We start from the raw sequence: 24,717 nt of genomic DNA, 5'->3' as shown, positions 1-24,717 counted from the left end.
AGGCGTGGGATCCGTGGGGAAGCTCTTTGGAACTGACGGCATCCGAGGTGTGGCGAACGAAGAGCCCATGACCCCGGAGACCGTGGTAAAGCTGGGTCGGGCGGCGGCATATCTTTTTAAGACAAAGGCGGGCAGGCATAGTATCGTCATCGGGAAAGATACTCGTCTCCACGGCTATATGCTCGAGTGTGCCCTCACGTCCGGGATCTGCTCGATGGGGGTTGATGTCCTACTGGTCGGTCCGCTGCCTACACCCGGGATCGCATTTATCACGCGGAGCCTGCGGGCGGATGCGGGAATTGTCATTTCCGCATCGCATAATCCCTTTAAGGACAACGGGATCAAGTTTTTCTCGGGCGAAGGGCTCAAGCTCCCGGATGAGATGGAAGAACGAATGGAGGCGTTAATCACGGGCCGGGAAATCGAGCGTCTCCGCCCGCTGGCCGCTGAGATCGGGAAGGCCTATCGGATCAATGACGCAGCTGGTCGGTACATCGAGTTTGCCAAGGGAACCATCCCCAAAGGGGTATCCTTCCATGGGGTCAAGGTTGTGGTAGATTGCGCCCACGGGGCCACGTACAAGGTGGCCCCGACGATTCTCAACGAGCTGGGGGCGGTGGTGATCCCTGTGAATATCCAACCCAACGGGATCAACATCAACGACAGGTGCGGATCCCTCTACCCCGACGTGGTGAAGAAAGCGGTGTTGGAACATAGGGCCGACATCGGCATCTCCTACGATGGCGACGGTGATCGAGCCATCCTCGTGGACGAGACAGGGGCAGTGGTGGATGGGGATCACATCCTGGCCATCTGCGCACTGGACCTCAAGCGTTCAGGCCTCCTCCGTTCTGATACCCTGGTGGCGACGGTAATGAGCAATATCGGTCTCGAACTCTGCCTGAAAGAAGTGGGGATCCGGATGGTGCGGGTCCCGGTTGGTGACCGTTACGTGCTGGAAGAGATGCTCCAGCACGGCTACAACTTGGGGGGCGAACAGTCCGGGCACATTGTCTTCCTTGATCACAATACGACAGGAGACGGCGTGGTGACCGCCCTGCAAGTCCTTTCCCTGATGGTGAAGCGGCAAGAGCGCTTATCGCAGCTTCGGCAGTGTATGACCGTGTGTCCCCAGCTCCTGGTGAACGTGCAGGTGACGGAGATGCCGGATCTCGGATCCATTCCTGCCATCCAGGCGGTCATATCGGATGCTGAGGCTCAGCTGAACGGGAGCGGTCGCGTACTGGTGCGCTATTCTGGGACTGAACCGGTGGCCAGGGTCATGGTGGAAGGGACAGATGCAGAGCAAGTGAAATTCTTGGCCAGATCGATTGCCGAAGCGATCGAAAAAGAATTGGGATAGGGGGCGAGGGAGGCCTTCTCCGGGTCGTCGGCACGCTGGAGAAGCTAGGAGGCTAGAAGGCTGGTATGCTCGACGGCTACCTGAAAAGCGGATAGCATCCTAGCATTCTAGCGTTCCAGCCTTTCAGCTGTCGCCGGTCATCGGTGATCGGTTGACGCGAACGATGCGACCACGATTAGCGGTCAATGTTGATCATATTGCGACGATCCGGCAGGCCCGGGGGGGGGCGGAGCCTGACCCGGTTGCCGCGGCCATGCTGGCAGAGGTGGCAGGGGCATCCGGTGTTATTGTTCATCTCCGAGAGGATCGGCGGCACATCCAGGATCGGGACGTCCGATTGCTTCGGGAGGTGGTGAAGACCTACCTGAACCTGGAGATGGCCGCGACGGATGAGATGGTCAAGATTGCCTTGGAGATCCTTCCCGATGTTGCCACACTGGTCCCGGAACGACGGCAGGAACTGACGACCGAGGGAGGGCTGGATGTCGGCGGGCAAGAGGAGCGGGCGGCTGAGGTGGTCCGTGTCCTCACTGAGGGGGGAATCAAAGTCAGCCTCTTCATCGATCCTGTGCCTGAGCAGGTCGAGGCCTCAAAGCGCACGGGGGCCCAGATTGTGGAGTTTCACACAGGAACGTATGCCGATGCAAGAACAGAAACTGATCGGCAGGCGGCGCTCCTGAAGATTATGGAGGCGGCCCGGCTCGGCTGCGGCCTGGGTCTCCGCATCGCCGCCGGACATGGCCTGAATTATCAAAATATTGGCCCGGTGGCGGTGATCCCGGAGGTCGAAGAGCTCAACATCGGTCACAGCATTGTCGCACGGGCAACCCTGGTGGGCATCGATCGGGCCGTGCGGGAAATGCTCGATCTCATCCACGCCGCACGCTGACACGGACGCCATCAGCCGCCAGCAGAAAGCGGTCAGCAAAAGACGCAGAGAGCACAAGTTGCTGACTGCTGTATCTGCATCGTCTTTGAGGAGTACAGACGTCCACCGGTGATTGTTGCGGTTGGCACAGACTTGGTTTCGATTCCTCGGATGCGGGCTGCCATCGCCCGGTACAGGGATCGGCTTTGCCGGCGACTCTACACGCCTCAGGAGATGGCCGAGGGTGAGGGTCGTCCCTTCCCAGAGGTGCACTTTGCCTCGCGCTTCGCCGCCAAGGAAGCGGTCCTGAAGGCCTTGGGGACGGGTTGGGGTGCAGGGATTGCCTGGCGAGAGGTCGAGGTAGTGGGAGTGCGGGGGAGGCCGCCGGAGGTACGATTGACGGGACGGGCACAACTCGTGGCACAGGGGAGGGGCATCCACCACTTTCATCTGAGCCTCAGCCACGACGGAGACTACGCGTTGGCTTTCGTCATTGCCACCGACTGAACGGAAAGCGGTCAACAATCCGCTGTCAGCGGGAAGTGCTTATAGACAAGGGCCGACTGCTGTTGACTTATGAAAGTCGTGACCGCAAAAGAGATGCAGGAGCTCGATCGCCGCGCCGGGGCGGAGTATGGTGTTTCTTCCCTCATCCTGATGGAGAACGCCGGGGCGGGAGCCGTTCGTGAGATGGACCGGTTTTTCCCCCGGTTATATCGGTCTCGGGTAGTGGTGGTATGCGGAAAAGGGAACAACGGCGGTGACGGATTGGTGGTGGCCCGGCACCTCGCAAACCGTGGCGCCACAGTCCAGGTCTTCCTCCTGGCCAAGAAGGGAGAGCTGAAGGGGGATGCGGCGACCAACCTGGGAATCGCCGAGAAGTCAGGGCTCCCGCTGTTCCAGGTCACCACCGTCCAGGACCTGCACGCCCACCGGGAGGCGCTGGCGGCCGGCGATCTGATCGTCGATGCCATCCTGGGGACGGGTCTTACTGGGCCTGCCCGTGGGATCGCCGCCGAGGCGATCCAACTCCTCAACACTCTTGGCCGACCCCTTGTTGCCTTGGATCTTCCCTCCGGCCTCGGTTCAGACGACGGTCGAATCGTGGAGCCATGTGTTCGAGCACATCTCACCCTCACCTTTGCCCTTCCGAAGCGAAGCCTCCTCCTCTACCCTGCGGCTCGCTACGCCGGAGAGATCCGGGTGGTGGATATCGGCATCCCTCGGGTTCTCCTGGCGGATCCCAAGCTGCCACTGAATCTCACCGAGCACGAACAGGTCAGGGCCGCCTTCCCGCCGCGGGATCCGGACGCGCACAAGGGAACCTACGGCCATGTCCTCGTCCTCGCCGGATCGCCCGGCAAGACAGGGGCGGCGGCCCTGTGCAGCCTTGGGGCGCTCCGGATCGGTGCAGGCTTAGTCACGTTGGCTGTCCCGGAGGGACTCAACGATTTCATGGAGGTCAAACTCACCGAAGTGATGACCGTGGGGCTTCCCGAAACCGAGGAGCGGACCGTTGCCTTTCAGGCGAGGGACGACCTCCTGAATCTGATGGAGGGAAAGCGAGTCCTCGCCCTGGGACCAGGTCTTTCCACCCATCCGGAGACCATTCGCCTGGTGGTGGATCTTATCCGGTCAGCCAAGATCCCGCTTGTCATTGACGCCGACGGAGTCACCGCCCTCTCCCGTCAGAAGGAGATGCTTTCCAAAGCCTCGGTCCCCGTGATCCTGACGCCGCATCCAGGAGAGTTGAGTCGCCTGCTCTGGGTTCCCAAGGAGGAGGTTGTGGATAAACGGATCCCGATTGCCCAGAAGGTCGCTTCGACGTACAATGTCCATCTCGTCCTCAAGGGAGCCCGGACCACCGTCGCTGAGCCCGGTGGTCAAGTCTACCTCAATCCGACAGGGAACCCAGGCATGGCCACAGGAGGAGTTGGTGATGTCCTGACCGGGATGATCGCTGGCCTGGTAAGCCAGGGGCTTGCACCAGGTCTGGCGGCGGTTGTTGGGGCTTATCTCCACGGGCTGGCTGGGGACCTCGCCTGTCAACATCTCGGTCCCGAAGCCATGATTGCCACTGACCTGCTGGATAAGCTGCCTGAGGCAATCCGAGCCGTGAAGGACGGGACCGTGCCTCCCTTCGGACTGTTTCCCCGATACTCCTCTGCGGAACCCACCTCCCCGATCTGAGGAGCCCTCGGACCCTCGAGGGTGCGGCGGCTTTGGCCGGGCTGCAGGGGGCTTCTCTATCCGTCATGACATCTTCTTCTGATGCGCACTCTCGGTATGGGTGAAAGAGGGGAGTTTTTGGCCCTGGGGGAAGTGCCTTCCCGTGAGGAGGGTAAGGGTAGCTTGCGTGCTGATGAGGCTTAAGAGAAGATGAGGAGGAGGCTATGAAGGAGGCGCTTAAGGAAGCCTGCCTGCGGGACCGCACGCATGGCGACGAGGTCCACCCGGGCAAGCTCCCGGCCCTCCTCGGTGATCAGGGCTTCTCCCACCTTCTGTCCCACGGGAATAGGAGCGACGAGCGAATCGGGAAATTGGTAGGCAAGGGTGGGCTGCGGGCTTCCGTTCTTGATCGTGACGATGCCGGGCTCTGTGGCGACGACAGCGAGCAGGTCTTCGGTCCCCTTCCAGACGGGGAGGTTCTTGACCCGATCCCCTTTACTAAAGAACCGAACGTTGTGAAAATTCTTGAACCCATAGTTGATCAGGTGGAGCGCGATCTGTTCCCGGTCGCGCTCACTGCGCGCCCCCAGAACGACGGCGATCAGTCGCCGGTCCTCCTCCTTGGCAGTGGCGACGATATGGAAGCCAGCCTCCTCCAACCAACCGGTCTTGAGACCGTCCACCCTTGAATCCTTCCAGAGAAGGCGGTTTCGATTGTGTTGTCTGATCCCTCTGTACTCAAACGTTTTTCCGGAATGCAACTGGAGAGCGGTCGGATAATCCTGGATGAGGTGACGTGCCAACAACGCCATATCGCGTGCCGACGTAAATTGATCCGGGGCTGGAAGGCCGTTAGGATTCTGGAAACGGGTCTCCATGAGTCCAAGCTCTTTTGCCTTGGCATTCATCTGTGCGACAAAGGCGGCCCGAAACCCTGCCAAGTGTTCTGCGAGGGCGATGGCGGCGTCATTGCCGGAGGCAATGGCGACTCCCAGTAGCAACTCTTTGAAGCTGGCCTGGTCTCCTTCTCGTAGGAAAATCTGCGACCCCCCCATCCTCGAAGCATGTTTACTGATGGAGACCCGGTCATTCAGGCGGACGCTGCCTGCCCCAAGCGCATCGTAGGCCAAATATACGGTCATGAGCTTGGCGAGGCTCGCTGGGACCACCCGGGTGGTTGCGTCTTGCTGGAAGAGGGTCTGCCCTGAGGCGACATCGAGGAGGACCGCAGCCTTCGCATTGACTTGGAAGCCGGATGTGTGTGTCCCTGCGGCTGTCGGACGGACGAAGAAGATGATGAGCAACAGAGTGATGGCACAGATCCTGAACCGTGACATCCCCGCGAATCCTCCCTGGCATTTTTCCCATTCGGGTCCGCCGTATGGTGATAAAGTATACCACAATTCCTGAGGGTGAGGTCTCCTTCCTCTCGACGGCTTTTCGGGCTTGGTCTCAAGCAGCGGAGGAGATACCGTGCGGAAGGCGAAGGCGGAGGCGCATCAGAAAAAAATAACCATCGTTTCAAATTCTCCAGGCGAAACGCAGCAGCTCGGGATGTGGGTGGGGCGGCACCTGCGGCCAGGAGATGTGGTCTGCCTCAAGGGAGAGATGGGCTCGGGGAAAACCGTTTTCACGCGCGGGATCGCTACAGGGGTAGGCGTGCCACAGGGCCGAGGGGTTCGAAGCCCGACCTTCACCCTCGTACATGAGTATAGGGGACGATACCCGATGTATCACCTCGATCTCTACCGCATTCGAGGGGTGGAAGAGTTGGAAGATATCGGATGGGAAGAGTATCTTTACGGAGCGGGGATCACGGTGATCGAGGCGGCCGAAAAGATGGAGGCCAGACTTCCCGCGGACAGGCTTGACGTCGTGCTGTGGAGGGACGGGGCCCGGCGCCGCCGTCTGACCCTGATGGGATACGGGAATCGCTTTGAGTCGCTGGTCATGGCGCTGGTCAAGCAGCGCCAGTGACCCCTTTTCTGTTGCGTGCGTCCGGGTTTGATGCTATCTTCTACCCTCTGTCATTCACCGAAAGGGGGAAGAAACGTGTCGGCAAGTGGAGAGCGTCGTTTCGACGAGGAGAAGCATTTCAGTCGGAGGACTGAGGGGGAAGCAATGAAGGGGAGGGGAATGAGTTGCCTCTGGCTGGCAGCCGCGTTGGCGGTAGGGTTGACCTGCCTTGGGCCAGGCGCGCTTTGGGCTGATGCTAAAGACCAGTTCTGGCGTGAGGGGCCCCTCATCGCCGAGCGCAATTCGGATCTCGTCCGGCTGAACCGGGCGCTCACCCAGCTGGCGGCTCTCATCCAACCCGCGGTGGTGCAAATCGGGGTCGACAGGGAAGGGGAGAAGGGAATGCCGGAATCCCATCCTCCCGTCCCCGAGGATCGGCCGGAACGTCCTCGGGTAGGTACAGGATTCATCGTCAGCCAGGATGGCTATATCCTTACGAATGATCATGTCGTGGGTGCGTCCCAGGAAGTAGACGTGGAATTGTACGACGGCCGCACGTTCCCAGCCAAGGTGGTGGGCAGGGATCAACGAACCGATCTCGCCCTCCTCAAGGTCGATGGAGAGGGTTCCCTTCCCGTCCTTCCCTTGGGGGACTCAGATCGGGTAGAGATCGGAGAGTTGGTTCTGGCCGCGGGAAATCCCTTCGGGCTGGAGCACACGGTCACCCTCGGGGTGGTGAGTCGGAAGGGACATGGATTTGGACGGTTCGGCTTTTTTGACGAATATATCCAGACCGACGCCGCGATCAACCCCGGGAACAGTGGAGGCCCCCTGGTGAATATCCGGGGCGAAGTGATCGGAATCAACACCGCCATCGTCCCTCGTCAACGGATCGGTTTTGCGATCCCTATCAACCTCGCCAAATCAATCCTCCCCCAGCTGCGGGATCGGGGAAAGGTGACGTGGGGCTTCCTGGGCGTGGGAATTCAGAATGTCAACGGACAGTTGGCCCGGGCTTTAGGGATGTCCGAGAAGCAAGGGGCCCTAGTGACTAATGTTCTCCCAGGCCTGGCGGCCGAGAAGGCTGGGCTGAGGCGGGGAGATGTAATTTTGGAGTATGATGGCAGCCCCATCAAGGACGTCCGAGAACTTCAGCGAAAGGTGGCCCGCACCCCGAAGGGAACGAAGGTGAGGATTAAGATCCTCCGTGGCGGGAAGGATAAAGTGGTGACCGCTGCAGTGGGAGAGTTCACGCAAGAGGTGCTTGTGCGTCGGGAAGAGTCTCCGGAGGCACCTCCAAAGGATGTTCTTGGCCTCACCTTGGAGGAACTGACCCCCGAGACGGCCAAAAAGTTTAAATTGTCCGTGGAAGCAGGGGTCGTGGTGACCGAGGTGAGCGAGGGAAGCGCCGCCGCCCGGGCCGGCGTCCGCGCGGGGGATTTGCTGGCCGAAGTAGATCAAAAGCCAGTTACGACCCTTGAACAGGTACGCCGGGCCCTCAAGGAGTGGACGCGACAGTCTCACCTCGTTTTGATCCAGCGCGGCGACAATTACTTCTACGTGGCTATTCGGAAGCAGGGCTGAATGCTGGGCCGGGCGTGAAAAGCGTCGCGACGGAGAATCTAGAGGCCCCTGCGCGGGTGCGCAGGGGCCTCAGTTTTTAAAGAGTTACTTAGCGAACGAATTTCGTGAAACGATCGTTGATACGACCCCAGTGCAGGTTGCTGATCAAATTGTCGATGTATTTGGCGCGCCCCGGCCCATCCTTGTGGTAGTAAGCATGTTCAAAGACATCACAGGCGATCAACGGGATGCCGCCCCATATTGCCCCGTACTGGTGCTCATCGACCAGCACGTTCAATAAGCGACGGGACGAGAGGGCGTCATAGACCAGCAGCGCCCATCCACTCAACTTGGCCGAAATCCCGGCGGCCTTAAAGTCGGCCTTCCAGGCGTCAAAGGAGCCGAAGTCCTTTTCGATGGCTTTGAGGACCTGAGGGCCTTTCTTGGGGTCTCCATCCCCTCCCATCACTTCCCAGTAGATATCGTGGAGGAGGGCACCGGCGTGATTCCAGGTAAAGCGTCGTTTGAGCTCTCCGACGACGCTGTAATTGCCGTTGGCTGCGGCCCGATCCGCCGACTCGAGCCCCTTCTCGATATTGTTGAGGGCAGTTACGTATCCCTTATGGTGAGTGTTGTAATGCCAGTCGGTCGTCTCGGGACTTATGACGCTGCTCAACAGTTTCTTCGCCTCGTCATCGGAATAGGGACGTGTATTGAACTTCCACTCGAAGGCCATTGCGTTCCTCCTTTCCTTACGGGTTCCCCATCTACCGGGGCCGAGATCCCACCCTCTCTGGACAAAAGAAGGATGTGTGCACTCGGCGACGGAATGGGTTGAAATGGACGTGACTTGGGGTTCGGTATCGGGCATTAGTCTAATGCGCCAAACAGGGAAGGTCAAGGGGAAACAATCTGGAGATACACATGGAGTTCACGAGATCGGCAGCATGGGAAGTTCTGGCCGAGCATACGAAGAATGAAAATCTACGGAAGCATGCCCTCGCCGTCGAGGCCGCCATGCGCACCTATGCCAGAAAATTAGGCGAGGATGAGGAGAAGTGGGGCATTACCGCTCTGCTGCACGACTTTGACTATGAGCGCTATCCTGATCTGGCGGATCATCCGTTCCGAGGGGCCGAGATCCTGCGGGAGCGGGGATGGCCCGAAGAGATCATCCGGGCTATCCTCTCTCACGGGGACCATACGGGCGTTTCTCGCGAAAGTCTCATGGAGAGGGTCCTGTTCGCCTGTGATGAGCTGACTGGATTGATCACCGCGGCCGCCTTGATTCGGCCCGACAAGAACCTGCTCAATCTCAAGGTGGCCAGCATTAAAAAGCGAATGAAAGAGAAGGCCTTTGCCCGGACGGTCAAACGTGAGGATATCATTCGAGGGGCCGATGAGCTTGGCGTCGATCTTGACGAGCACATTGCCATCGTTCTGGATGCGATGTGTGGCATTGCCTCTGAACTTGGCCTTACCGGAATAACCGCATAGGATTCTTCAATTTTTTCTCTACAGGAAAGAGAAAATCTCCTTGCGCAAGATTGCGAGAGGGAGGATTTCACTTGTGGCCAGGCCTGGGGTTTTATAAGGTGGTGCGCGAGCCCAATTGTTGTACCAATGGCTTGAGTGAGGGATTGCGATGGAGACGGTGACGACAGCTCTGGGAGGAACCTTGATTGCCCAGGCGGGGTTTCGGCAGCGGATGGGGCGGGTGGCGACGGTTGCCCTCACGGTGAGTGCTACCGCCCCCGACCTCGATGGTGTGTTGCGCCTCCGAGATACCGCCTTCTATCTTTCGCATCACCGGGGAATCACGCACTCCTTTGTTGGCGGGGCGTTTTTGGCCTTGTTGCTGGCTGCTATCTTCTATCGGTTCAGCACGTATAAACATTACTGGCGACTCGCGGGGATCTGCTACCTCGGAATCCTATTCCACATCGTGACGGATCTTTTCACGAGCTATGGGACCAAGGTCTTCCTCCCCTTCACTGACCATAGGTTCGCGTGGGATATCCTTTTTATTATTGATATCTTCTTTACTGGAATTATTGTCAGCGGCGTTATCCTGGCCTATTGTTGGCGGTCTCGGTCAATCCAGATTGGACGAATAGCGCTGACGCTCCTTGCAGCGTATATCCTCATGGCGGCGGTGAGCCATCAGATGGCCCTGGTTCGCCTCCGTGACCAGGTACGGCGCGAGAGGCTGCCAGCCAACAAACTGGCAGTGTTCCCCAGGCCCTTCAGCCCATTGCACTGGTCTGGCGTGGTGGCGACTGGGGACGCTACCTATCAGAACTATTTCTCGATCCTGGATCGTCAGGATCAGCCATTTCGAGTCTACCAGCCCCCTCGCAATACCCCCTTTCTCCGGCAGGCTGAGCAAGTGGATCTGGTGGCCCTGTTCCGGAGGTTCGCTCGCTTCCCGGTTGTTACCCTAAGACAGGATAGAGACGGCCCGGTGGTGGAGTACTTCGATTTGCAGTTCGCCCACATCCAGGGCAGGCGACCTTTCCTGCTGGAGGTCGCCTTCGATCAGAACGGTAAGCCGCGATTTGCGGGATTTGTCCGCCGATAGGGGGGCGGAGACCCCGCGTTATGACTGAGAAAATCTGGTCCCGGCCGGTTCTCTCCTGGGCCTTCTACGATTTTGCCAATACCATCTTCTCTCTGAATATCATCTCGCTCTACTTTGCCCTATGGATCTCCACCGATCTCCAAGGTGGAGAATACCTGTATCCTCCGATCTACTCACTCTCGATGCTGTGTGTGGCACTCGCCGCCCCGTTCCTGGGTAACCTGGCTGACAAGAAAGGGCAGAAGCCTTTCTTATTTGTCTTCACGGCGATTTGTCTCGCTTCGACAGCCTTGCTCGCGTGGCCTCGCCAGGCGGGGCCAGCTCTGTTCATGTTTGCCCTCGCCAATTTTTCGTATCAGGTGAGTCTTGTCTTCTATAACGCCCTGCTCCCCGCGGTCAGCAACGACAGGATTCGGGGTCGGGTGTCGGGATTAGGGGTCGCGCTGGGCTATGTGGGAGCAATCGTGGGGATGTACCTGGTCCTCCCCTTCGTTGATCCTACCGCATATGGCTGGCTGCCATCGCCCCTCAAATGGATAGTGGATCTCTTGACCGTGGAAAAGATGGTAGGGGCAGCGCCGGTCCGGGTGAATGCCTTCCTCCCGACGGCAATTCTCTTTCTCCTCTTCTCCCTGCCGGTGTTTCTCTGGGTGCGTGAACCCCGCATCGTCCAACAAGCGGGGGTGAGGCAAGGGACCATCCGGGAAGTTCTCTGGACCCTCCGGACCCTGCCGGCGCATCGTGAGCTGTTTAAATTTCTTGTGGCCAACTTCCTCTACGCAGATGTGATGCACACCATAATCCTCGTAATGGCCATTTATGCCGAAAGAGCAGTCGGGTTTTCGACCCAGGCGGCCATCAATCTCCTCATTGCGATCTCCGCTGTCGGCGCCATGGCAGGTTCCTGGCTCTTCGGTTGGCTTGCCGATCGGAGACCGGTCAAATCGGTCATGCTCCTTATCCTCTCGCTGTGGGTTCTCACCCTTGTCCTTGCCTTCCTAGTTCGATCTCAGCTCCTCTTTTATCTGGTGGGAATGTTGGCAGGGGCCGGGCTGGGAGGCGTCTGGGTCGTTGCCCGCCTCTGTTTGTTACTTCTCGCGCCTCGAGAGAAGCTGGGAGAGTATTTCGGCCTCTACGGGGTCACGGGAAAGGCAGCCGCGGTCGTGGGCCCCCTCCTCTGGTCAAGCACCCTTTTCCTGTTCGCGGCGTATGGTCCGGAAAAATACCGGTTCGCCGTAATCACGCTCCTTCTTCTCCTCTTGGCAGCGATCGGCCTCTTCGCGACTGTCCGTTTTCCCTCCATGGAGGGGAACGGGTAGCGGAGAAGCGCGTTGCTTGCGACGTAGATGCAGAGGTGCTAAAATCCCGTTCTCAAAGGGGCAGAGGAAAGAAGTGATTATCCTGGGGATCGAAAGCGCCAGTACGCAAGGAGGAGTGGCCCTTGTAGGCGCAGGGGGGGTCGTGGCGGAGTATGTGCTGAACGTGGAGGCCACCTATGCCGAGCGTCTCATGCCCGCCATCGATCGGGTCCTTTACGACGCCCGCATGACGATTCCTGAGGTTGAGGGTCTGGCGGTGTCCATCGGGCCAGGCTCCTTTACCGGCCTTCGAATCGGGCTCAGTACGGTGAAAGGGTTGGCGCTGGCCACCGGTAAACCGGTTGTCGGAGTCCCCACGCTCCACGCGTTGGCCTGGAGTCTTCCATATTGCCGTTATCCGGTCTGTTCCATCCTAGACGCCCGGAAACAGGAGGTCTACTGTGCCCTCTTTGAATACCAGGGCTCCAACCTCGTCTGCCTGATGGAAGAGACGGTTCTGGATCCAGAAGCTCTGGCGAAGCGGATCGATCGGCCGACCCTCTTCGTCGGAGATGGATGGCGGGTCTACGGACCGTTTTTCCAAGAGACCCTGGGCCGACTGGCCATACCACCTCCCGCCTGCCGAGGGGCGTCTCCGGCGGCCGTGGCAGACCTTGGGCGGCTGCGGCTGCTCCAAGGCGAGAAAGATGCCGTAGAGAATTTAGTCCCCCGTTACATCCGCCTGTCGGAAGCGGAGCTCAAGCGGCGGATGAGGGAGTGAGGGTGGCGAACGGGGCAATGAGAATCGAGAAGATGCGGCCGGAGGACCTCGAGGCAGTTCTCCGGGTTGAGGTGGCCTCCTTCAGTCAACCTTGGACTCGAGAGATGTTCGAGGGGGAGCTGATCCCGGGGGTGTCTCTGGCCTTGGTGGCGCGGTCCGACGCCGACACGCTTGTGGGGTATCTCTGTGGATCGATCGTCGGGGACGAATTCCATATCAGCAATGTTGCAGTTGACCCCCGCGTTCGGCGGCGCGGTGTGGGTCGCAAGCTCCTTCTGTCCGCCCTCGTGGAGGCATCCCACCATGGTGCGAGTACCGCCTCATTGGAGGTTCGGGCCTCGAACCGGGCAGGGCAATCACTCTACCGAAACTTTGGCTTCACCGTGATCGGGCGAAGACGGCGCTACTATACTAGCCCGGTTGAGGATGCCGTCATCATGTGCCTCCAACCACTCAACGCTGCCGTTACCTCTCACACCGAGGGGGAAACGGCTTGACAAGATGGGGTCTGTCGTCCGTATATTGGGCGGACTTTCGCTGGATGCGCGGCATCCCATCTCCCTGGAGGTGGCAGTGGAATGGGAGCGTTTCCTCCTTCTCATCCTGAGGATCCTGTTCTGGTTGGGGGTCCTGTTCCCCGGATTCGCCTGGGCCGAGGACAGACCCCCTATCAAGGTTGGTGCCCTATTCCAGTTGACCGGTCCAGCAGGGGAACTTGGCAGGCACGGCTCCCAAGGAGCCAAGATGGCCGAGAAGGAGATCAACGAGCGAGGGGGGATCCTGGGGCGAAAGCTTGCAATTTACCTCACCCATGAGGGGGACGCCACGACCGGTGTGCAAGAGGTTCGTAGATACATCCTTGAGAATCGGGTCGACTTCCTCCTGGGAGTCAATTTGTCGAGCGTGGCCCTGGCAGTAAGCATGGAGGCAAAGAAACATCAGAAGATCATTCTCTTCACGCACGCTGCCACGGGTCAACTGACCGGAACGTGGTGTCACCGCTATGCCTTTCGACTGGTGGCGAACGCAGTGATGGATGCCCGGGCTGGGGCGTCAGTCATGAAGGACAAGCGGGCCAAGCGATGGTTTGGGATCGGGGTGGACTCAGAGCTTGGCCGGGATTCGTGGAAAGCATTTCAGGCGGCTATTCAGAAGGTCAGGCCAGATGTGCAGTTTGTCGGTGAGGCCTGGCCTAAGCCCTTTACGTCCGACCATACACCCTATATTCGCCAGGCGATGCAGGCCAAGCCGGATGCCGTCTGGTCCACGTTGTGGGGCGGAGACCTCGTGGCCTTCATCAGGAAGGCCAAGTCCCTCAACTTCTTTGAGCAGATCAAGTTCTTTGTCAACCCCGGCGGGGCTTCCCTCGGCGTTCTGGTCCCCCTGGGCGACGAGATGCCCGGGGGGCTGTGGGTTTCGACACCTTACTGGTTTCTTTACCCGGGTTCGGTGAATAACCGGGTCTTCGTGAGGGCGTACAGGACTCTATTCGGGGAAGATCCAGCCGATGTGGCTATGTCTAGCTATTCGGCTATTTACCTCCTCAAGCAGGCCATTGAGGAGGTGGGCTCGTTGGACACCGAGGAGATCATCGCGAAGTTGGAGGGTATCACCTACAGTGACCCCGAGGGAGTCAAAACGATTCGGATGGGGGACCATCAACTTATTGAAGATCTGGTTTGGGGACGGACTACCAAATCCGACAAGTACCCTTTCCGGGTTCTGGCCGATCTTGTGGTCGTTCCGGGAAAGGAGGTCGTCAGGTCAATGGAAGAGACCGGATGTGAGATGTAGGGGGAGAGGGTCGTCTTACTCATGTGAGGAGGAAGAGGGGTGATTGATAAGGAATTTTTGGAAATTCTGGCCTGCCCTGCCTGCAAGGGAGAAGTCCGACTCGATGAAGCAAGTGAGAGGATCATCTGCGAAGCGTGCGGTCGCCGGTATCCCATTCGGGATGGGATTCCTGTCATGCTGATCGATGAGGCAGAGCTCCCCTCGCGAGAGGGACAGTGAGTGAAGGTCCCGGACCAAGCCAGCCGTGAGAAAAACGTGCGCCTCATTGCCACCTTTGCGTGCATGTCGTTCAGCTTAGTAAGATTCTATCAGCATTTTACGATGCTTTCATCCTCTGGCTCAAGCTATGCTTCAACGAATGTGTGTCATATTGCGCTAAATTTGAAGCCATAGTCTTTCCGCTGACATCCTACCTCGCTCCCCAAACGACCCGGCACTGATGTCCCCTCATAGAACGGTTTTGGTTCGGTTGTTTTACGTCAGAAAGTATGCCGATGGAAACCAACTGTCGAGGCTGTATTTGCCCGTTCTATTTTTTATTTGCATAGCCAAGGGTCTTGGACTATAGTTCCTAGGTCCCTGGGGAACCCGGTCCAGGTACGGCCTCCCGCAGGCGTTCTATGTACTGCAGGGGAAGCCGGGCTTGGCCGAGGCGGACCTCTCCTTTGGCGAGGCCGTGACAGTCCGAACCCCCAGTGATGAGAAGATTGCGTTCTGTGGCGAGGCGGGTGAGGGTAAAGACATCCTCAACAGTGTGGGAAGGATGGAAAACCTCGATGCCCTGGAGTCCTACTTGAATAAGCTCGGGGATGTGCGCCAGTCCATTTGGGCCCGGATGGGCCAGCACCGCGATGCCCTGGGCATTCCGGATGGCTGCTATGGCTTGACGGGCGGTGAACACGCCCCGCTCCACATAGGCGGGCCTGCCCCAGGCCAAGAATCGGTCAAAGGCCTCCTGGAGACTGTTCACGACCCTTTGCCCGAGCAGAGCCCGGGCGACGTGGAGCCTGCCGACCGTTCCCTTTCCGGCTATACGAAGGACCTCAGGCACGGTAACGGTTATCCCAAGGTGGTGCAGACGACGGAGCATTTCTTCGAGCCGCTCTGTCCGTTGAGTCTGCAAGGGAAGGAGGACTTTCTGGAAGGCGGGGTCTTCCCAGTGGATAAAGTAGCCCAAGAGATGGGTATCCTGATCAAACTCGTGCACCGAGAGTTCGACTCCAGGGATGATCTCGACCTGGAACTCGGCGCTCGCCTGGAGAGCGTCGGGGATTCCGGCAACGGTGTCATGGTCGGTGAGTGCGATCGGATTCAGATGGCAGGCGGCCGCTTGGGCAACGACCTGTCGCGGTGAAAAGGTTCCGTCGGAGAAGTAGGAGTGGATGTGAAGGTCTGCTGCGACAGGAGAAGAGGGACTCATCAAATCGCCTCGGCCGTTTCGGCCACGCAATGGTGATGCAAGCTCAAACCGACTTCACTATAGGGAAGAAGGCGTGTAGCCGTCAAGGACTCGGCGTGCAAAGAATTCCTCGTTTGGCATGCCGTATGCGAACGTCGCGGTAACCCATCGGTACGGAGGATGTGATGGAGCTTGGCGTTTCGTCTCAGGGAGGGCGGGAAGTTGAAGCCGTCTTCGGCCCCGTGCTCGATCAGATCGTGGGGCTCTTAGAGGCAGAAGCGGGAGTCCTCTGGGTCTGGGAAGAGGCCGCCGCCGCCTTTATTCCTATCCTCTGTCGCGGTCGAGGAGGGTGGGCTGATCCCTGGAGCCCTTCCCACCCAGGAGGGATAAGCCAGGGAGATCTCGACGTCTGCCGACACCCGCTCCTCTTTGATGATCTCCCGCCCGACTTCCCTGTGCCGGCAGGCGAGCAGAAGATTCGTTCCTTCGCGAGCGTACCGCTCAGCGAAGGGGGAAAGGGCACAGGATTTCTGGCCCTGTACAGTCGGCGACGGGGTCACTTTGCACCGCGCGACCTGCGGTTTCTCCAGATGGTGGGTCAACTCATCGGGGTCACGATCGAACAGATGAATTCCGTTGATGACCGAAAGGGATGGGAGCAACAAGTCCACTCGGAAAAGCTGGCAGCCCTTGGGACGCTCGCGGCCGGAGTGGCCCACAATATCAACAACGTCCTGGCGGCCATCGTGGCCAGGGCCGATCTCCTGTTGCGTCAGGTTCAGGACGGCGATCTAAAACGGTGGCTGAATAGCATCCAGCAATCCGCCCTAGACGGGGCAAACACGGTTCGCCGGCTCCAGGACTTTGCCCGAGTCGAAACCCCCGAATCGGTGGTCCCCGTCGATGTCAACCGAGTCATCACCGACGTTCTCCAGTTTACGCAAGCCCGATGGAAGGATGAAGCACAGCTCAGTGGGATCAGGATCGAGGTGGTCACGGAACTCACGGATGTTCCCCTGGTTACCGCAAATCCGGCGGAGCTCCGAGAGGTCTTTACCAATGTGATCTTCAATGCCATCGATGCCATGCCGAATGGCGGACGTCTAACCGTGCAAACCCGTGCGTACCGGCGCCGGGATAGAGGGCCATCCGTCGAAGTGGTCCTTGAGGATACCGGGGTTGGAATGTCTGAGGAGGTACGGCAAAAGATCTTCGACCCCTTCTTCACCACGAAGGGGGTGAAGGGGACCGGCCTCGGTCTCAGCACCTCCTACGGGATCGTCGCCCGCCATGGCGGGTCGATCTCGGTCGAGAGTGAGGTTGGACAGGGTAGTCGCTTCTCCATCGCCTTTCCGATCCCCGCAAAGCTTCCACGAAGTCGGGAAGGTGTCTTAACTCCGACAGGGCATCTGACCGGACGTATACTGGTCATTGATGACGAACCTCACCTGGTCGAGGTCGTCACTAACCTCCTCAAGCTGGAGGGACACATCGCGGTGGGGGCGGGGTGTGGGATCGATGGGGTAGAGATGTTCCGGGCAGAGCCCTTCGACGTCCTGATCACCGATCTCGGAATGGCGGATCTCACCGGACTGGAGGTTGCCCGGAAGGTCCGCGCGCTTGACCCCGAGGTCAAGGTCATTCTGTGCACCGGGTGGAATGTGGCTGTGAGTCGGGTTGAACAACAGGCTGCGGGGGTAGACCGGCTTCTCGAAAAGCCCTTCCGGCTGGATAAACTCCTTCATCAGGTCCACGAGTTGCTTCGGGACGTGCCTCACCTGCAGTCCCGGGGGCGAGGCTAATACCTCCCTCCCGCTTGACCCGTCACCTCTCGGAAGCCGAGACTTGTGGTATCGGAATCTCCCGCGACAGTTGCGGGGGATTCTTTTTTATGTAGGCTCATGGACTAAACGGAAAGCGGTTGACGGGTTCGTTTCCTTCTAGAGATAATGGAAGCTCTTTAGCAACGGTTTACCACAAGCGACATAGGGCTACCCGAAGGGCAGCAGGGCGAGACGAAGATGAGCGATCGGGTTCGGGTACGGTTTGCGCCATCTCCCACCGGGGATCTCCATGTGGGGGGAGCGCGGACTGCCCTGTACAACTGGCTCTTTGCTCGACATCACGACGGGGTTCTTATCCTGAGGATCGAGGATACGGACGTGGAACGATCCACGGCGGAATCGGCTGAGGCCATTGTAGAGAGCCTACAGTGGCTCGGTCTCGACTGGGATGAAGGACCCTATCGACAGGCGGAACGGCTTGCGATCTACCGCGAGCATGCTGAACGGTTGCTCGAGGTCGGGAAGGCCTATCGCTGCGTCTGTACCCCCGGAGAACTCGAGGAGCGGCGGAAGGTGGCGTTGGCGGCCGGGCGTTCCCCCCGGTATGACGGTCGCTGCCGGGATCGCCGTCTGGAGCCGGAAAAGCCCTGGGCCCTGCGCCTGCGGGTGCAGGATACCGGGGTGACGATTGTGAACGACATTATCCATGGCGAGGTGCGTTTTGACAATGCGGAACTGGATGACTTCATCCTGGTGCGGTCTGATGGCTTGCCCACGTACAATTTCGCCGTGGTAGTGGATGACGCCTTGATGGAGGTCACCCATGTGATCCGGGGGGACGATCATCTCTCCAACACCCCGAAACAGATCCAGGTGTATCGGGTCCTGGATTTTCCCTTGCCCCAGTTTGCGCATGTGCCGATGATTCTGGGACCGGACCGAACACGCCTTTCAAAACGGCACGGGGCGACCTCGGTTCTGGCCTATCGTGACCTGGGGTATCTGCCAGAAGCACTGGTAAATTATCTTGTCCGTCTGGGATGGTCGCACGGGGATCAGGAAATCTTCAGCCGGGACGAACTCGTTCGATACTTCGAGTTGACGAGGGTTGGCCATACCCCGGCTGTCTTTGATCACGCCAAGCTGGATTGGCTGAATGCCCATTACCTTCGCGAGGCGCATCCGAAGCGGATCGCGGATCAGTTAGTTGCCTTCTGGCTAAAGGCGGGCGTCTCAGCGGAAGAAATCGGGGCGGCAACAGTTCACTGGTCCAGCCTGGGCAGGGCCAGGACCTTCGCCGAGGCGGTCGTTGAGACTTTTGGGGAGCGTTCCAAGACGCTGTGTGAACTTGCCCAAACCTCCCGTTTCCTCTTTCGGAGGCCGATAGAGTATGATGTTCGGGCTAGAGAGAAGTACCTCCAGCCTGAAACCGAGAGACATCTCCAGGAGGTCTGCAGGAGAATCCGGAACGTCAGCAGCTTTGACGCGGCAACCCTCGAAAAGTTGTACCGGGATTTCGTTGCTGAGCGTAGGCTGAAGTTGGGAGATGTTGCCCAGCCTACCCGGGTTGCCCTTACCGGTCATTCAGTAAGCCCACCGCTCTTCCAGGTTATGGAGCTTTTGGGCCGCGACATCTGTGTGGAGCGCCTCGAGGCGGTTTTGCAGCAGAAAAACGACTAGTACCGTTGCAACTATTTGTGACGACTTTCTCGCTGCACTCGATCACGGTCCTTGCAACAAGGGAGGCTGCTCAAATTCGGCCCCTCGATCTTCCTCGGGGTGGTGAGCGGTTCGGCTGAGCTCACCGTCGAAGCCCTGTCGAACCACTTATCAAGTTGGGACGGCACTAGGCTTGCTTGACAGGAACAGGAGGACCACTATGGGTCTACAAGAGGTCGTAGACAATCTGCGGGGCGAGCTGAACGCTCTAGAGAGGGAGTTTAAGGTCGAGATCCCGAAGAAGATCGAGGAGGCTCGTAGCCTGGGGGATCTCAGCGAGAATGCGGAGTTCCACGCGATTAAGGAGCGACAGGGATTCGTCCATGCCCGGATTGCCTCTTTGAAGCAGCGTATCGCCTCCCTCTCTGCCATTGACCCGAGGTCCGTTCCCCAGGATCGCGTGGGATTCGGCTCGGTTGTGCACCTTCTCGACAGCGACAGTGGAGAAAACCGGGTGGTTAAGCTTGTCGCACCCGAAGAGAGCAATGGAGAAAAGGGATGGGTTTCAATCGCCTCGCCCATCGGCAGGGGCCTGGTCGGTCGGCAGCAGGGGGAAGAAGTCCGTATCCAGACCCCTGGAGGTGTAAAGGCCTTTGAAGTGACCAAAATCATTACGTTGCACGAGCAGGAAGGCCCTTTTTCGGTTTGACTTTGAGGCACCCCTCGGCAATAGTGAGGCCACCCGCCACCCGGATTCGTTTAAATTGAATCCGGGCCTCTTTTTGACACCTGAGAACCCATTGCGGGGTCGGATAGTGGTAGTCCACCTGACTCTGGATCAGGTTGCCGAGGTTCGAATCCTCGCCCCGCAGCCACCCCCAGATAGCCGGCCCCATCGTCTAGCCCGGCCTAGGACGCCGCCCTCTCAAGGCGGAGACACCGGTTCAAATCCGGTTGGGGCCACCAAGCCAAAATCAATGATTTCCGTGATTTGACGCGCAGTTGTGGTGGAAGTGACTTACCCCACAATGTGCCCAAAAACCCCCAGAATTACCCCCCGCCGTGGCAACGGCCGTGGCAACGGCCTAGCGGCTCTTGCACGGGGGGTGAAAAAGGATAGAAAGGGATCAAGGTCGCTATAGCCCGTCGCGGGCATATTTATAGGCATAGCACGACGGAGGATTTGAAGAATGCCCAATGGTGAAACACGGTGCCCAATTTGCGGAATCGAAGCTCGCATAACTGGTATTGGAACCCGAGACGCCAACTTCGTCGACTGTGCGCGCTGCGGCGAGTTTGTGATGACCGGAACACTCTTTGTTGTCTTTAGAGGATTAACTCCAGACCGCCGTGCACTCCTTCCATATTTGTCGGCTTATACGCGACAAGCGATAGCGCGAGGTATCCGAAGCGAACTCACTACAGAGAATTGGGCGGATTTCGCCAAATCGCATATGGGAACACCAGTGTCCCAGAAAGTGAACAAGCTTTTGGAACTCGTAGCATCTCGTTCTTCTCATCCCGGAGACATAGTCGATGTAAATACTAGTCTTGATTACCCTCTGCTGGATGCAAGTTCTCCCGGAGAATTGGGCTATCTCCTGGACCATGTGATAGGACTTGAGTATCTGCGGCAGGTCGCCCCTAACAAGTATGTTCTCACCGTTGGCGGCTGGCAATGCCTCGAACCTCCGAAAGGGGGAGGCGGCATACCCGGTCGCTGCTTTATAGCCATGTCCTTCCATGAATCCCTCGAGGAGGCGTACGAGACGGGCATCCGACCTGCAGTCGCAGAATGCGGAATTGAGCCCGTTAGGATTGATAGGGTCCACCACAACGAGAAAATCTGCGATAAGATTCTTGCGGAGATTCGACAGTGCCAATTCGTTGTGGCGGATTTTACACTCCAGCGTGCTGGGGTCTACTTCGAGACAGGTTTTGCTATGGGATTAGGCCGTCCCGTTATTTGGACGTGTCAGGAGGATGATTTCGAAAATACACACTTCGATACTAGGCAATACAACCACATTGTCTGGACTGGACCAGACGACCTCAGAGCTAAGTTGGCTGAACGAATAATGGCTACTATTGTTAGATGAGCCAATATGGAAGGATGGGCGCAACCAATGCCTGACGGTGTGTCCCCAGTGTTGGAGAACGATGGCCCACAAAGAGAGCACGACCGAAGCGGGGCAACCACCAGCACCTGAAGGTGTACTAGCTTTTTGGTGGTGGTACGTGCTCTGGTACGACGGGAAACCAGACTCGGACGCTTTCGTTGACCGCCTGAAGAACTGCGATCCCCTCAGCTTGCTGTGTGAGCTGCGACTGACAGACAACCGATGGCAGCATGGAGTCGTTTTCGCTTTGTTGACGTTCTGGGCGGACGTTCATCAAAGCGGGGGAGAACACCGTGAGCGTGCCCCCGCGGTTCTTGATGCACGCTGACTGTCAGCTTTCGCCTCATTAGTAGTTGTAATCTTTCCAGGGGTTCGGGTACATTTGAGTACGACGATGATCTACACCCATGTTTTGAATCGGAGCGAAAAGGAGTTCGAAGTCCCGCAGATTGCCTTGAGTCCGCGGAAAACCTGCGGTCTTATACGGAACCATATATGACACCCGGGGGACTAAGCGCAGATGGTGGAAATACCTGAAAAAATGTGACTTATGCGGCTCTCCCGCCAGCAGAACCGGGGGATCTTATACCGCAGGAAGAGAAGAACTGGGGTCTTATACCGAACAAGATAATCCATAGTTAGGCGTGGATATCCAGGCCTCAACCGACCGTTGCGAAAGGGTCATTGCCATGTGTTCACGCGATAAGGAGTTGCGCCTTGGCCGTGCAAATCATTGATCTCGTCCATCGCTTCGATACTGGAGAAATTCTGCTTCCCATGATGCAACGAGATTACGTTTGGAAGGCGGCCAAAGTCGTGAAGTTGCTTGACTCCTTGTACAAACGCTGGCCCATTGGCTGCTTCTATGTGTGGCATACCACGCAGCCCCAGCCAAGCAAAACTCGGGTAGGTGCTGGCACTCCTGCTCGTCGCTCCATTGATGGCTTTTATGGATTCCTTCTTGATGGGCAACAGCGCCTCACTAGCCTCTCCCTCGCTATAGCCGGGGAGGCTGCCGAGAAGTCCGACACCCGCGCTTTCTTCGACGTCGAAAAAGACCGTTTCTTCCTGGGCAACAGCAACAAAACGGTCAAGAAGAGAATTGCTGCATCTGACCCAAGCCTTGTTCCGCTCTCTTATCTCGTTGCCGGTCAGGATGCTGACTCAAAAGCCTTGCAAACGACTATCCAACGAGTCATCGATGGTCTTAGAGAATGGAAACGACTCGATGGCACTTCAGATACCGAGATCCAGTATCGAACCCGTCTTCAGGCCGCAGCAACAATTCTGCATCAGGACGCGCTTTGCGATGAGTTCCACAACGATCACGTCGAGGCTGCAATTGAGGTCTTTTCGCGCCTAAACAAGGGTGGCACTACTCTATCCGCAGGTGACGTCGAAGCGGCGCGCCTATCACAAGAGGCTACAGCGCATATTGTCGATCCAATGCGCAGTTTCGTCCAAGACCCAGACGTGATGGCGTTGGGTTTCAATTTCTCATTCGTAACTCGCGCCCTCGTGACAATTCATCGCGGCTCGTCTAGGTTTGTGAATCTACCCCGCAACTGGGCTGCTAGCGCTGAAGAGCTTGATGCATCTTGGTCCGCGACCAGGAAAGGCCTGCAATACGCCGCGAAACTAGTCCGCGAAGAGTTAGGTTGGACCACTCGACGCTGGCTCCCCTCAGCCAACGCTCTTATTCCTGTCGCCTACCTATTCAAAAATCACACCAGATCGCCATCCAAGAAGGAGCGCGAGCTGCTAAAACGCTACCTTCTTCTGACTGGCCTACGGGGTCTCTTCCGAGGATCTGTCGAAACATCGATCAACACCTTCGTGAACCCAATCAAGACAGCTCACGCAAATACAAAAAACAGAGCGCTCCTTTTGGTGAACCGCATTCCACAGAATCGGCTCTTCAAGATCAAGCCTGAGGACATCAGGAGTACAACGGGAATGTACTCGCCTTTCATGCAGATTTACCTTAGCTATCTTATTTCCAAGAATGCCAAGAGTTGGCCGAGCGGCCGGTCCATTCGTGAGGTTGCCCTGGGCCTGATTCCCGGAGATCCCTTAGCAGTTCATCATATTTTTCCACGGGAATTTATGATGGAGCTTGGATTGCCGCCCGAACAATTCAACACCATGGCCAACTATGCAATCCTCGCTCAATCCGACAATGCTGAGTTGGCAGACGATCCACCAGCAGAGGCATACGCTAAGTTGTCATCGCAAGAGCGTAACATGGCCTCGGTTCAATTGTTTTTTCGCATATCGGACGAGTTACTGGATCCTCAAGCCTACGATGAATTCCTTGATCATCGTGCGAAGAATCTTGCGAACGCACTAAACTCATTTCTTGAGCTATAGGTGATTCAGTGGACTCCTCATAACGCATGGAAGCTCAACCACGCCTAACACCGCGTGCACCCGACGCGCTGCGCGCCTGCGGCAACGGCGTTCGGTATTCGCCGAAATCGCTTCGCGGGTCCACACCTGGCTTCACCTTCTATACCGAATCCACCCCACGCTCGACCGTTTAAGGGTGTCCTTCGGGCCTCGCTCTATCGACTCCGGTGTAGATTACAACCAGTAACCTGGCTAGTGATGATTAGTAGTTGTAATCTTCCCAGGGGCCTGAAGGCCTACCCGCGACAACCAGCAGGGATTGCGCCAGCCTCTTGACACCCTGGCACTATATGTACTTAAGGGCTCCGCAGGAGACGCAGGGATGGAACCGCGCTGGCGATCTGGCATGCGGCAGCTTCCCTGTTCCCTTCGACCCCACCTCCGGGTCGTCCAGATGGTGCCCTTAAGACAACCCCAGTTTGCCCTTGACAGTGCATGCCTATTGGGGTACAAACGACCCCCCTTCCAGGCAACCCTTTGTCGCGTGGGTAAGCCATTGATTAGGGGAGCGGCTAGTTCCCCGAGGTAGTAGTAAGTTGTTACCGGGCTGGAGCATAGTCCCCTCGGCCCACTGCAAGGCACAATCGACGGCGCAACACAAATTCAGACGCCCTCTCAGGCGGAGCACGGCCTGGAGGGCGTTTTGCTTTTTAATGTGGGCGCGATCAAGCAAGGAGTCACCTGCAACCCAGAGCAGCTTGACGTTATAATTTCCCTTTCCAGTTACGCGAAATTTTGCTCAGCGAAACCGGGAGAGAGGAGTTTCCGATGAAAAGAATGGTAAATAGGGCGGTACTTTTGACGCTCATTGTTGTAGCAGCGCTCGTGGCCCTGATGCAGCTTGACCCCGTCCCTGTCCGTTCCCAAAAGACGGTCGTGGAACAACCGGCCAGGCACGCCTCGGTGGAGATTCCTGAGGCGACTAAGCAGCAGGTCGTGGTGGCCTATGGCAAGCTGCCTCTCAGCTTTGAAC

The 24,717-nt window shown here is 57.9% G+C and carries 22 protein-coding genes and 2 tRNA genes; 21 read left to right on the top strand and 3 right to left on the bottom strand.

The genetic code is table 11. The features are described from left to right. Window positions 1–13 precede the first annotated feature (13 nt). The 4 genes from glmM to O6929_03575 all read left to right on the top strand — a co-directional run bounded on the left by glmM (window position 14) and on the right by O6929_03575 (window position 4,421). Window positions 14–1,363, top strand: a complete 1,350-nt coding sequence (gene glmM, locus O6929_03590; protein MCZ6479478.1) for a phosphoglucosamine mutase — start codon at window positions 14–16, stop codon at window positions 1,361–1,363. 163 nt (window positions 1,364–1,526) lie between these two features. Continuing rightward, window positions 1,527–2,252 (top strand): pyridoxine 5'-phosphate synthase, encoded by a 726-nt coding sequence (locus O6929_03585; GenBank protein ID MCZ6479477.1) that lies wholly within the window; start codon window positions 1,527–1,529, stop codon window positions 2,250–2,252. A 108-nt stretch (window positions 2,253–2,360) separates the two neighbouring features. Then, a complete protein-coding gene (acpS, locus tag O6929_03580; protein ID MCZ6479476.1) occupies window positions 2,361–2,738 on the top strand; it encodes a holo-ACP synthase in 378 nt (125 codons plus the stop codon). Between the two features lie 69 nt (window positions 2,739–2,807). Then, entirely contained in the window at window positions 2,808–4,421 is a 1,614-nt protein-coding gene (locus O6929_03575; protein MCZ6479475.1) for an NAD(P)H-hydrate dehydratase, read from the top strand. A gap of 179 nt (window positions 4,422–4,600) precedes the next feature. Here O6929_03575 and O6929_03570 read toward each other — a convergent pair whose 3' ends face one another. Beyond that, window positions 4,601–5,737: a D-alanyl-D-alanine carboxypeptidase gene (locus O6929_03570; GenBank protein MCZ6479474.1), complete on the bottom strand. Its 1,137-nt coding sequence runs from the start codon at window positions 5,735–5,737 to the stop codon at window positions 4,601–4,603. Between the two features lie 136 nt (window positions 5,738–5,873). On the opposite strand from O6929_03570, the gene tsaE reads away from it, so the two are divergent. Together tsaE and O6929_03560 are read left to right on the top strand one after the other, a co-directional pair. Then, window positions 5,874–6,377: a tRNA (adenosine(37)-N6)-threonylcarbamoyltransferase complex ATPase subunit type 1 TsaE gene (gene tsaE / locus O6929_03565; GenBank protein MCZ6479473.1), complete on the top strand. Its 504-nt coding sequence runs from the start codon at window positions 5,874–5,876 to the stop codon at window positions 6,375–6,377. Between the two features lie 75 nt (window positions 6,378–6,452). Then, complete coding sequence (locus O6929_03560; protein ID MCZ6479472.1) at window positions 6,453–7,940, top strand: Do family serine endopeptidase; 1,488 nt, start codon at window positions 6,453–6,455, stop codon at window positions 7,938–7,940. A gap of 88 nt (window positions 7,941–8,028) precedes the next feature. Here O6929_03560 and O6929_03555 read toward each other — a convergent pair whose 3' ends face one another. Next, a complete protein-coding gene (locus O6929_03555; protein MCZ6479471.1) occupies window positions 8,029–8,655 on the bottom strand; it encodes a superoxide dismutase in 627 nt (208 codons plus the stop codon). A 188-nt stretch (window positions 8,656–8,843) separates the two neighbouring features. Here O6929_03555 and O6929_03550 point away from each other — a divergent pair, with 188 nt between their 5' ends. The 7 genes from O6929_03550 (at window position 8,844) to O6929_03520 (ending at window position 14,592) form a co-directional block, all read left to right on the top strand. Further along, a complete protein-coding gene (locus O6929_03550) occupies window positions 8,844–9,416 on the top strand; it encodes an HDIG domain-containing protein (GenBank protein ID MCZ6479470.1) in 573 nt (190 codons plus the stop codon). Window positions 9,417–9,564: 148 nt separating this feature from the next. After that, window positions 9,565–10,500 (top strand): metal-dependent hydrolase, encoded by a 936-nt coding sequence (locus O6929_03545; protein ID MCZ6479469.1) that lies wholly within the window; start codon window positions 9,565–9,567, stop codon window positions 10,498–10,500. 20 nt (window positions 10,501–10,520) lie between these two features. Beyond that, complete coding sequence (locus O6929_03540; GenBank protein ID MCZ6479468.1) at window positions 10,521–11,819, top strand: MFS transporter; 1,299 nt, start codon at window positions 10,521–10,523, stop codon at window positions 11,817–11,819. Between the two features lie 73 nt (window positions 11,820–11,892). Then, window positions 11,893–12,579 carry a tRNA (adenosine(37)-N6)-threonylcarbamoyltransferase complex dimerization subunit type 1 TsaB gene (gene tsaB / locus O6929_03535; protein ID MCZ6479467.1) on the top strand — a complete coding sequence of 229 codons (687 nt, stop codon included), beginning with the start codon at window positions 11,893–11,895 and terminating at the stop codon, window positions 12,577–12,579. Between the two features lie 2 nt (window positions 12,580–12,581). Further along, window positions 12,582–13,076: a ribosomal protein S18-alanine N-acetyltransferase gene (rimI, locus tag O6929_03530; GenBank protein MCZ6479466.1), complete on the top strand. Its 495-nt coding sequence runs from the start codon at window positions 12,582–12,584 to the stop codon at window positions 13,074–13,076. Window positions 13,077–13,080: 4 nt separating this feature from the next. After that, window positions 13,081–14,373: an ABC transporter substrate-binding protein gene (locus O6929_03525; GenBank protein MCZ6479465.1), complete on the top strand. Its 1,293-nt coding sequence runs from the start codon at window positions 13,081–13,083 to the stop codon at window positions 14,371–14,373. Between the two features lie 39 nt (window positions 14,374–14,412). Further along, a complete protein-coding gene (locus tag O6929_03520) occupies window positions 14,413–14,592 on the top strand; it encodes a Trm112 family protein (protein MCZ6479464.1) in 180 nt (59 codons plus the stop codon). 352 nt (window positions 14,593–14,944) lie between these two features. Here the strand turns inward: O6929_03520 and O6929_03515 are convergent, their stop codons facing one another. After that, the gene (locus O6929_03515) at window positions 14,945–15,793 is read right to left on the bottom strand and encodes a PHP domain-containing protein (protein ID MCZ6479463.1); all 849 of its coding nucleotides are present in this window, start codon (window positions 15,791–15,793) and stop codon (window positions 14,945–14,947) included. A gap of 164 nt (window positions 15,794–15,957) precedes the next feature. Between O6929_03515 and O6929_03510 the strand changes: the two genes are divergently transcribed. The 8 genes from O6929_03510 to O6929_03475 all read left to right on the top strand — a co-directional run. Then, complete coding sequence (locus tag O6929_03510; protein ID MCZ6479462.1) at window positions 15,958–17,574, top strand: ATP-binding protein; 1,617 nt, start codon at window positions 15,958–15,960, stop codon at window positions 17,572–17,574. A gap of 219 nt (window positions 17,575–17,793) precedes the next feature. Continuing rightward, window positions 17,794–19,236 carry a glutamate--tRNA ligase gene (gene gltX, locus O6929_03505; protein MCZ6479461.1) on the top strand — a complete coding sequence of 481 codons (1,443 nt, stop codon included), beginning with the start codon at window positions 17,794–17,796 and terminating at the stop codon, window positions 19,234–19,236. Window positions 19,237–19,435: 199 nt separating this feature from the next. Then, on the top strand, window positions 19,436–19,924 hold the full coding sequence (locus O6929_03500) for a transcription elongation factor GreA (protein ID MCZ6479460.1): 489 nt from the start codon (window positions 19,436–19,438) through the stop codon (window positions 19,922–19,924). A 92-nt stretch (window positions 19,925–20,016) separates the two neighbouring features. After that, window positions 20,017–20,090 (top strand) — tRNA-Gln (locus O6929_03495). A gap of 13 nt (window positions 20,091–20,103) precedes the next feature. Beyond that, a tRNA-Glu gene (locus O6929_03490) sits at window positions 20,104–20,181 on the top strand. Between the two features lie 335 nt (window positions 20,182–20,516). Further along, the gene (locus O6929_03485; GenBank protein ID MCZ6479459.1) at window positions 20,517–21,314 is read left to right on the top strand and encodes a hypothetical protein; all 798 of its coding nucleotides are present in this window, start codon (window positions 20,517–20,519) and stop codon (window positions 21,312–21,314) included. 744 nt (window positions 21,315–22,058) lie between these two features. Continuing rightward, window positions 22,059–23,705: a DUF262 domain-containing protein gene (locus tag O6929_03480; protein ID MCZ6479458.1), complete on the top strand. Its 1,647-nt coding sequence runs from the start codon at window positions 22,059–22,061 to the stop codon at window positions 23,703–23,705. Between the two features lie 807 nt (window positions 23,706–24,512). Continuing rightward, window positions 24,513–24,717 (top strand): hypothetical protein (locus O6929_03475; protein MCZ6479457.1); only part of this gene is annotated, 205 nt, incomplete at its 3' end.

It is taken from the genome of Candidatus Methylomirabilota bacterium, from assembly GCA_027293415.1.
Classification (GTDB): Bacteria; Methylomirabilota; Methylomirabilia; order Methylomirabilales; family CSP1-5; genus CSP1-5.
This window is presented reverse-complemented; position numbering and strand designations above follow the sequence as displayed.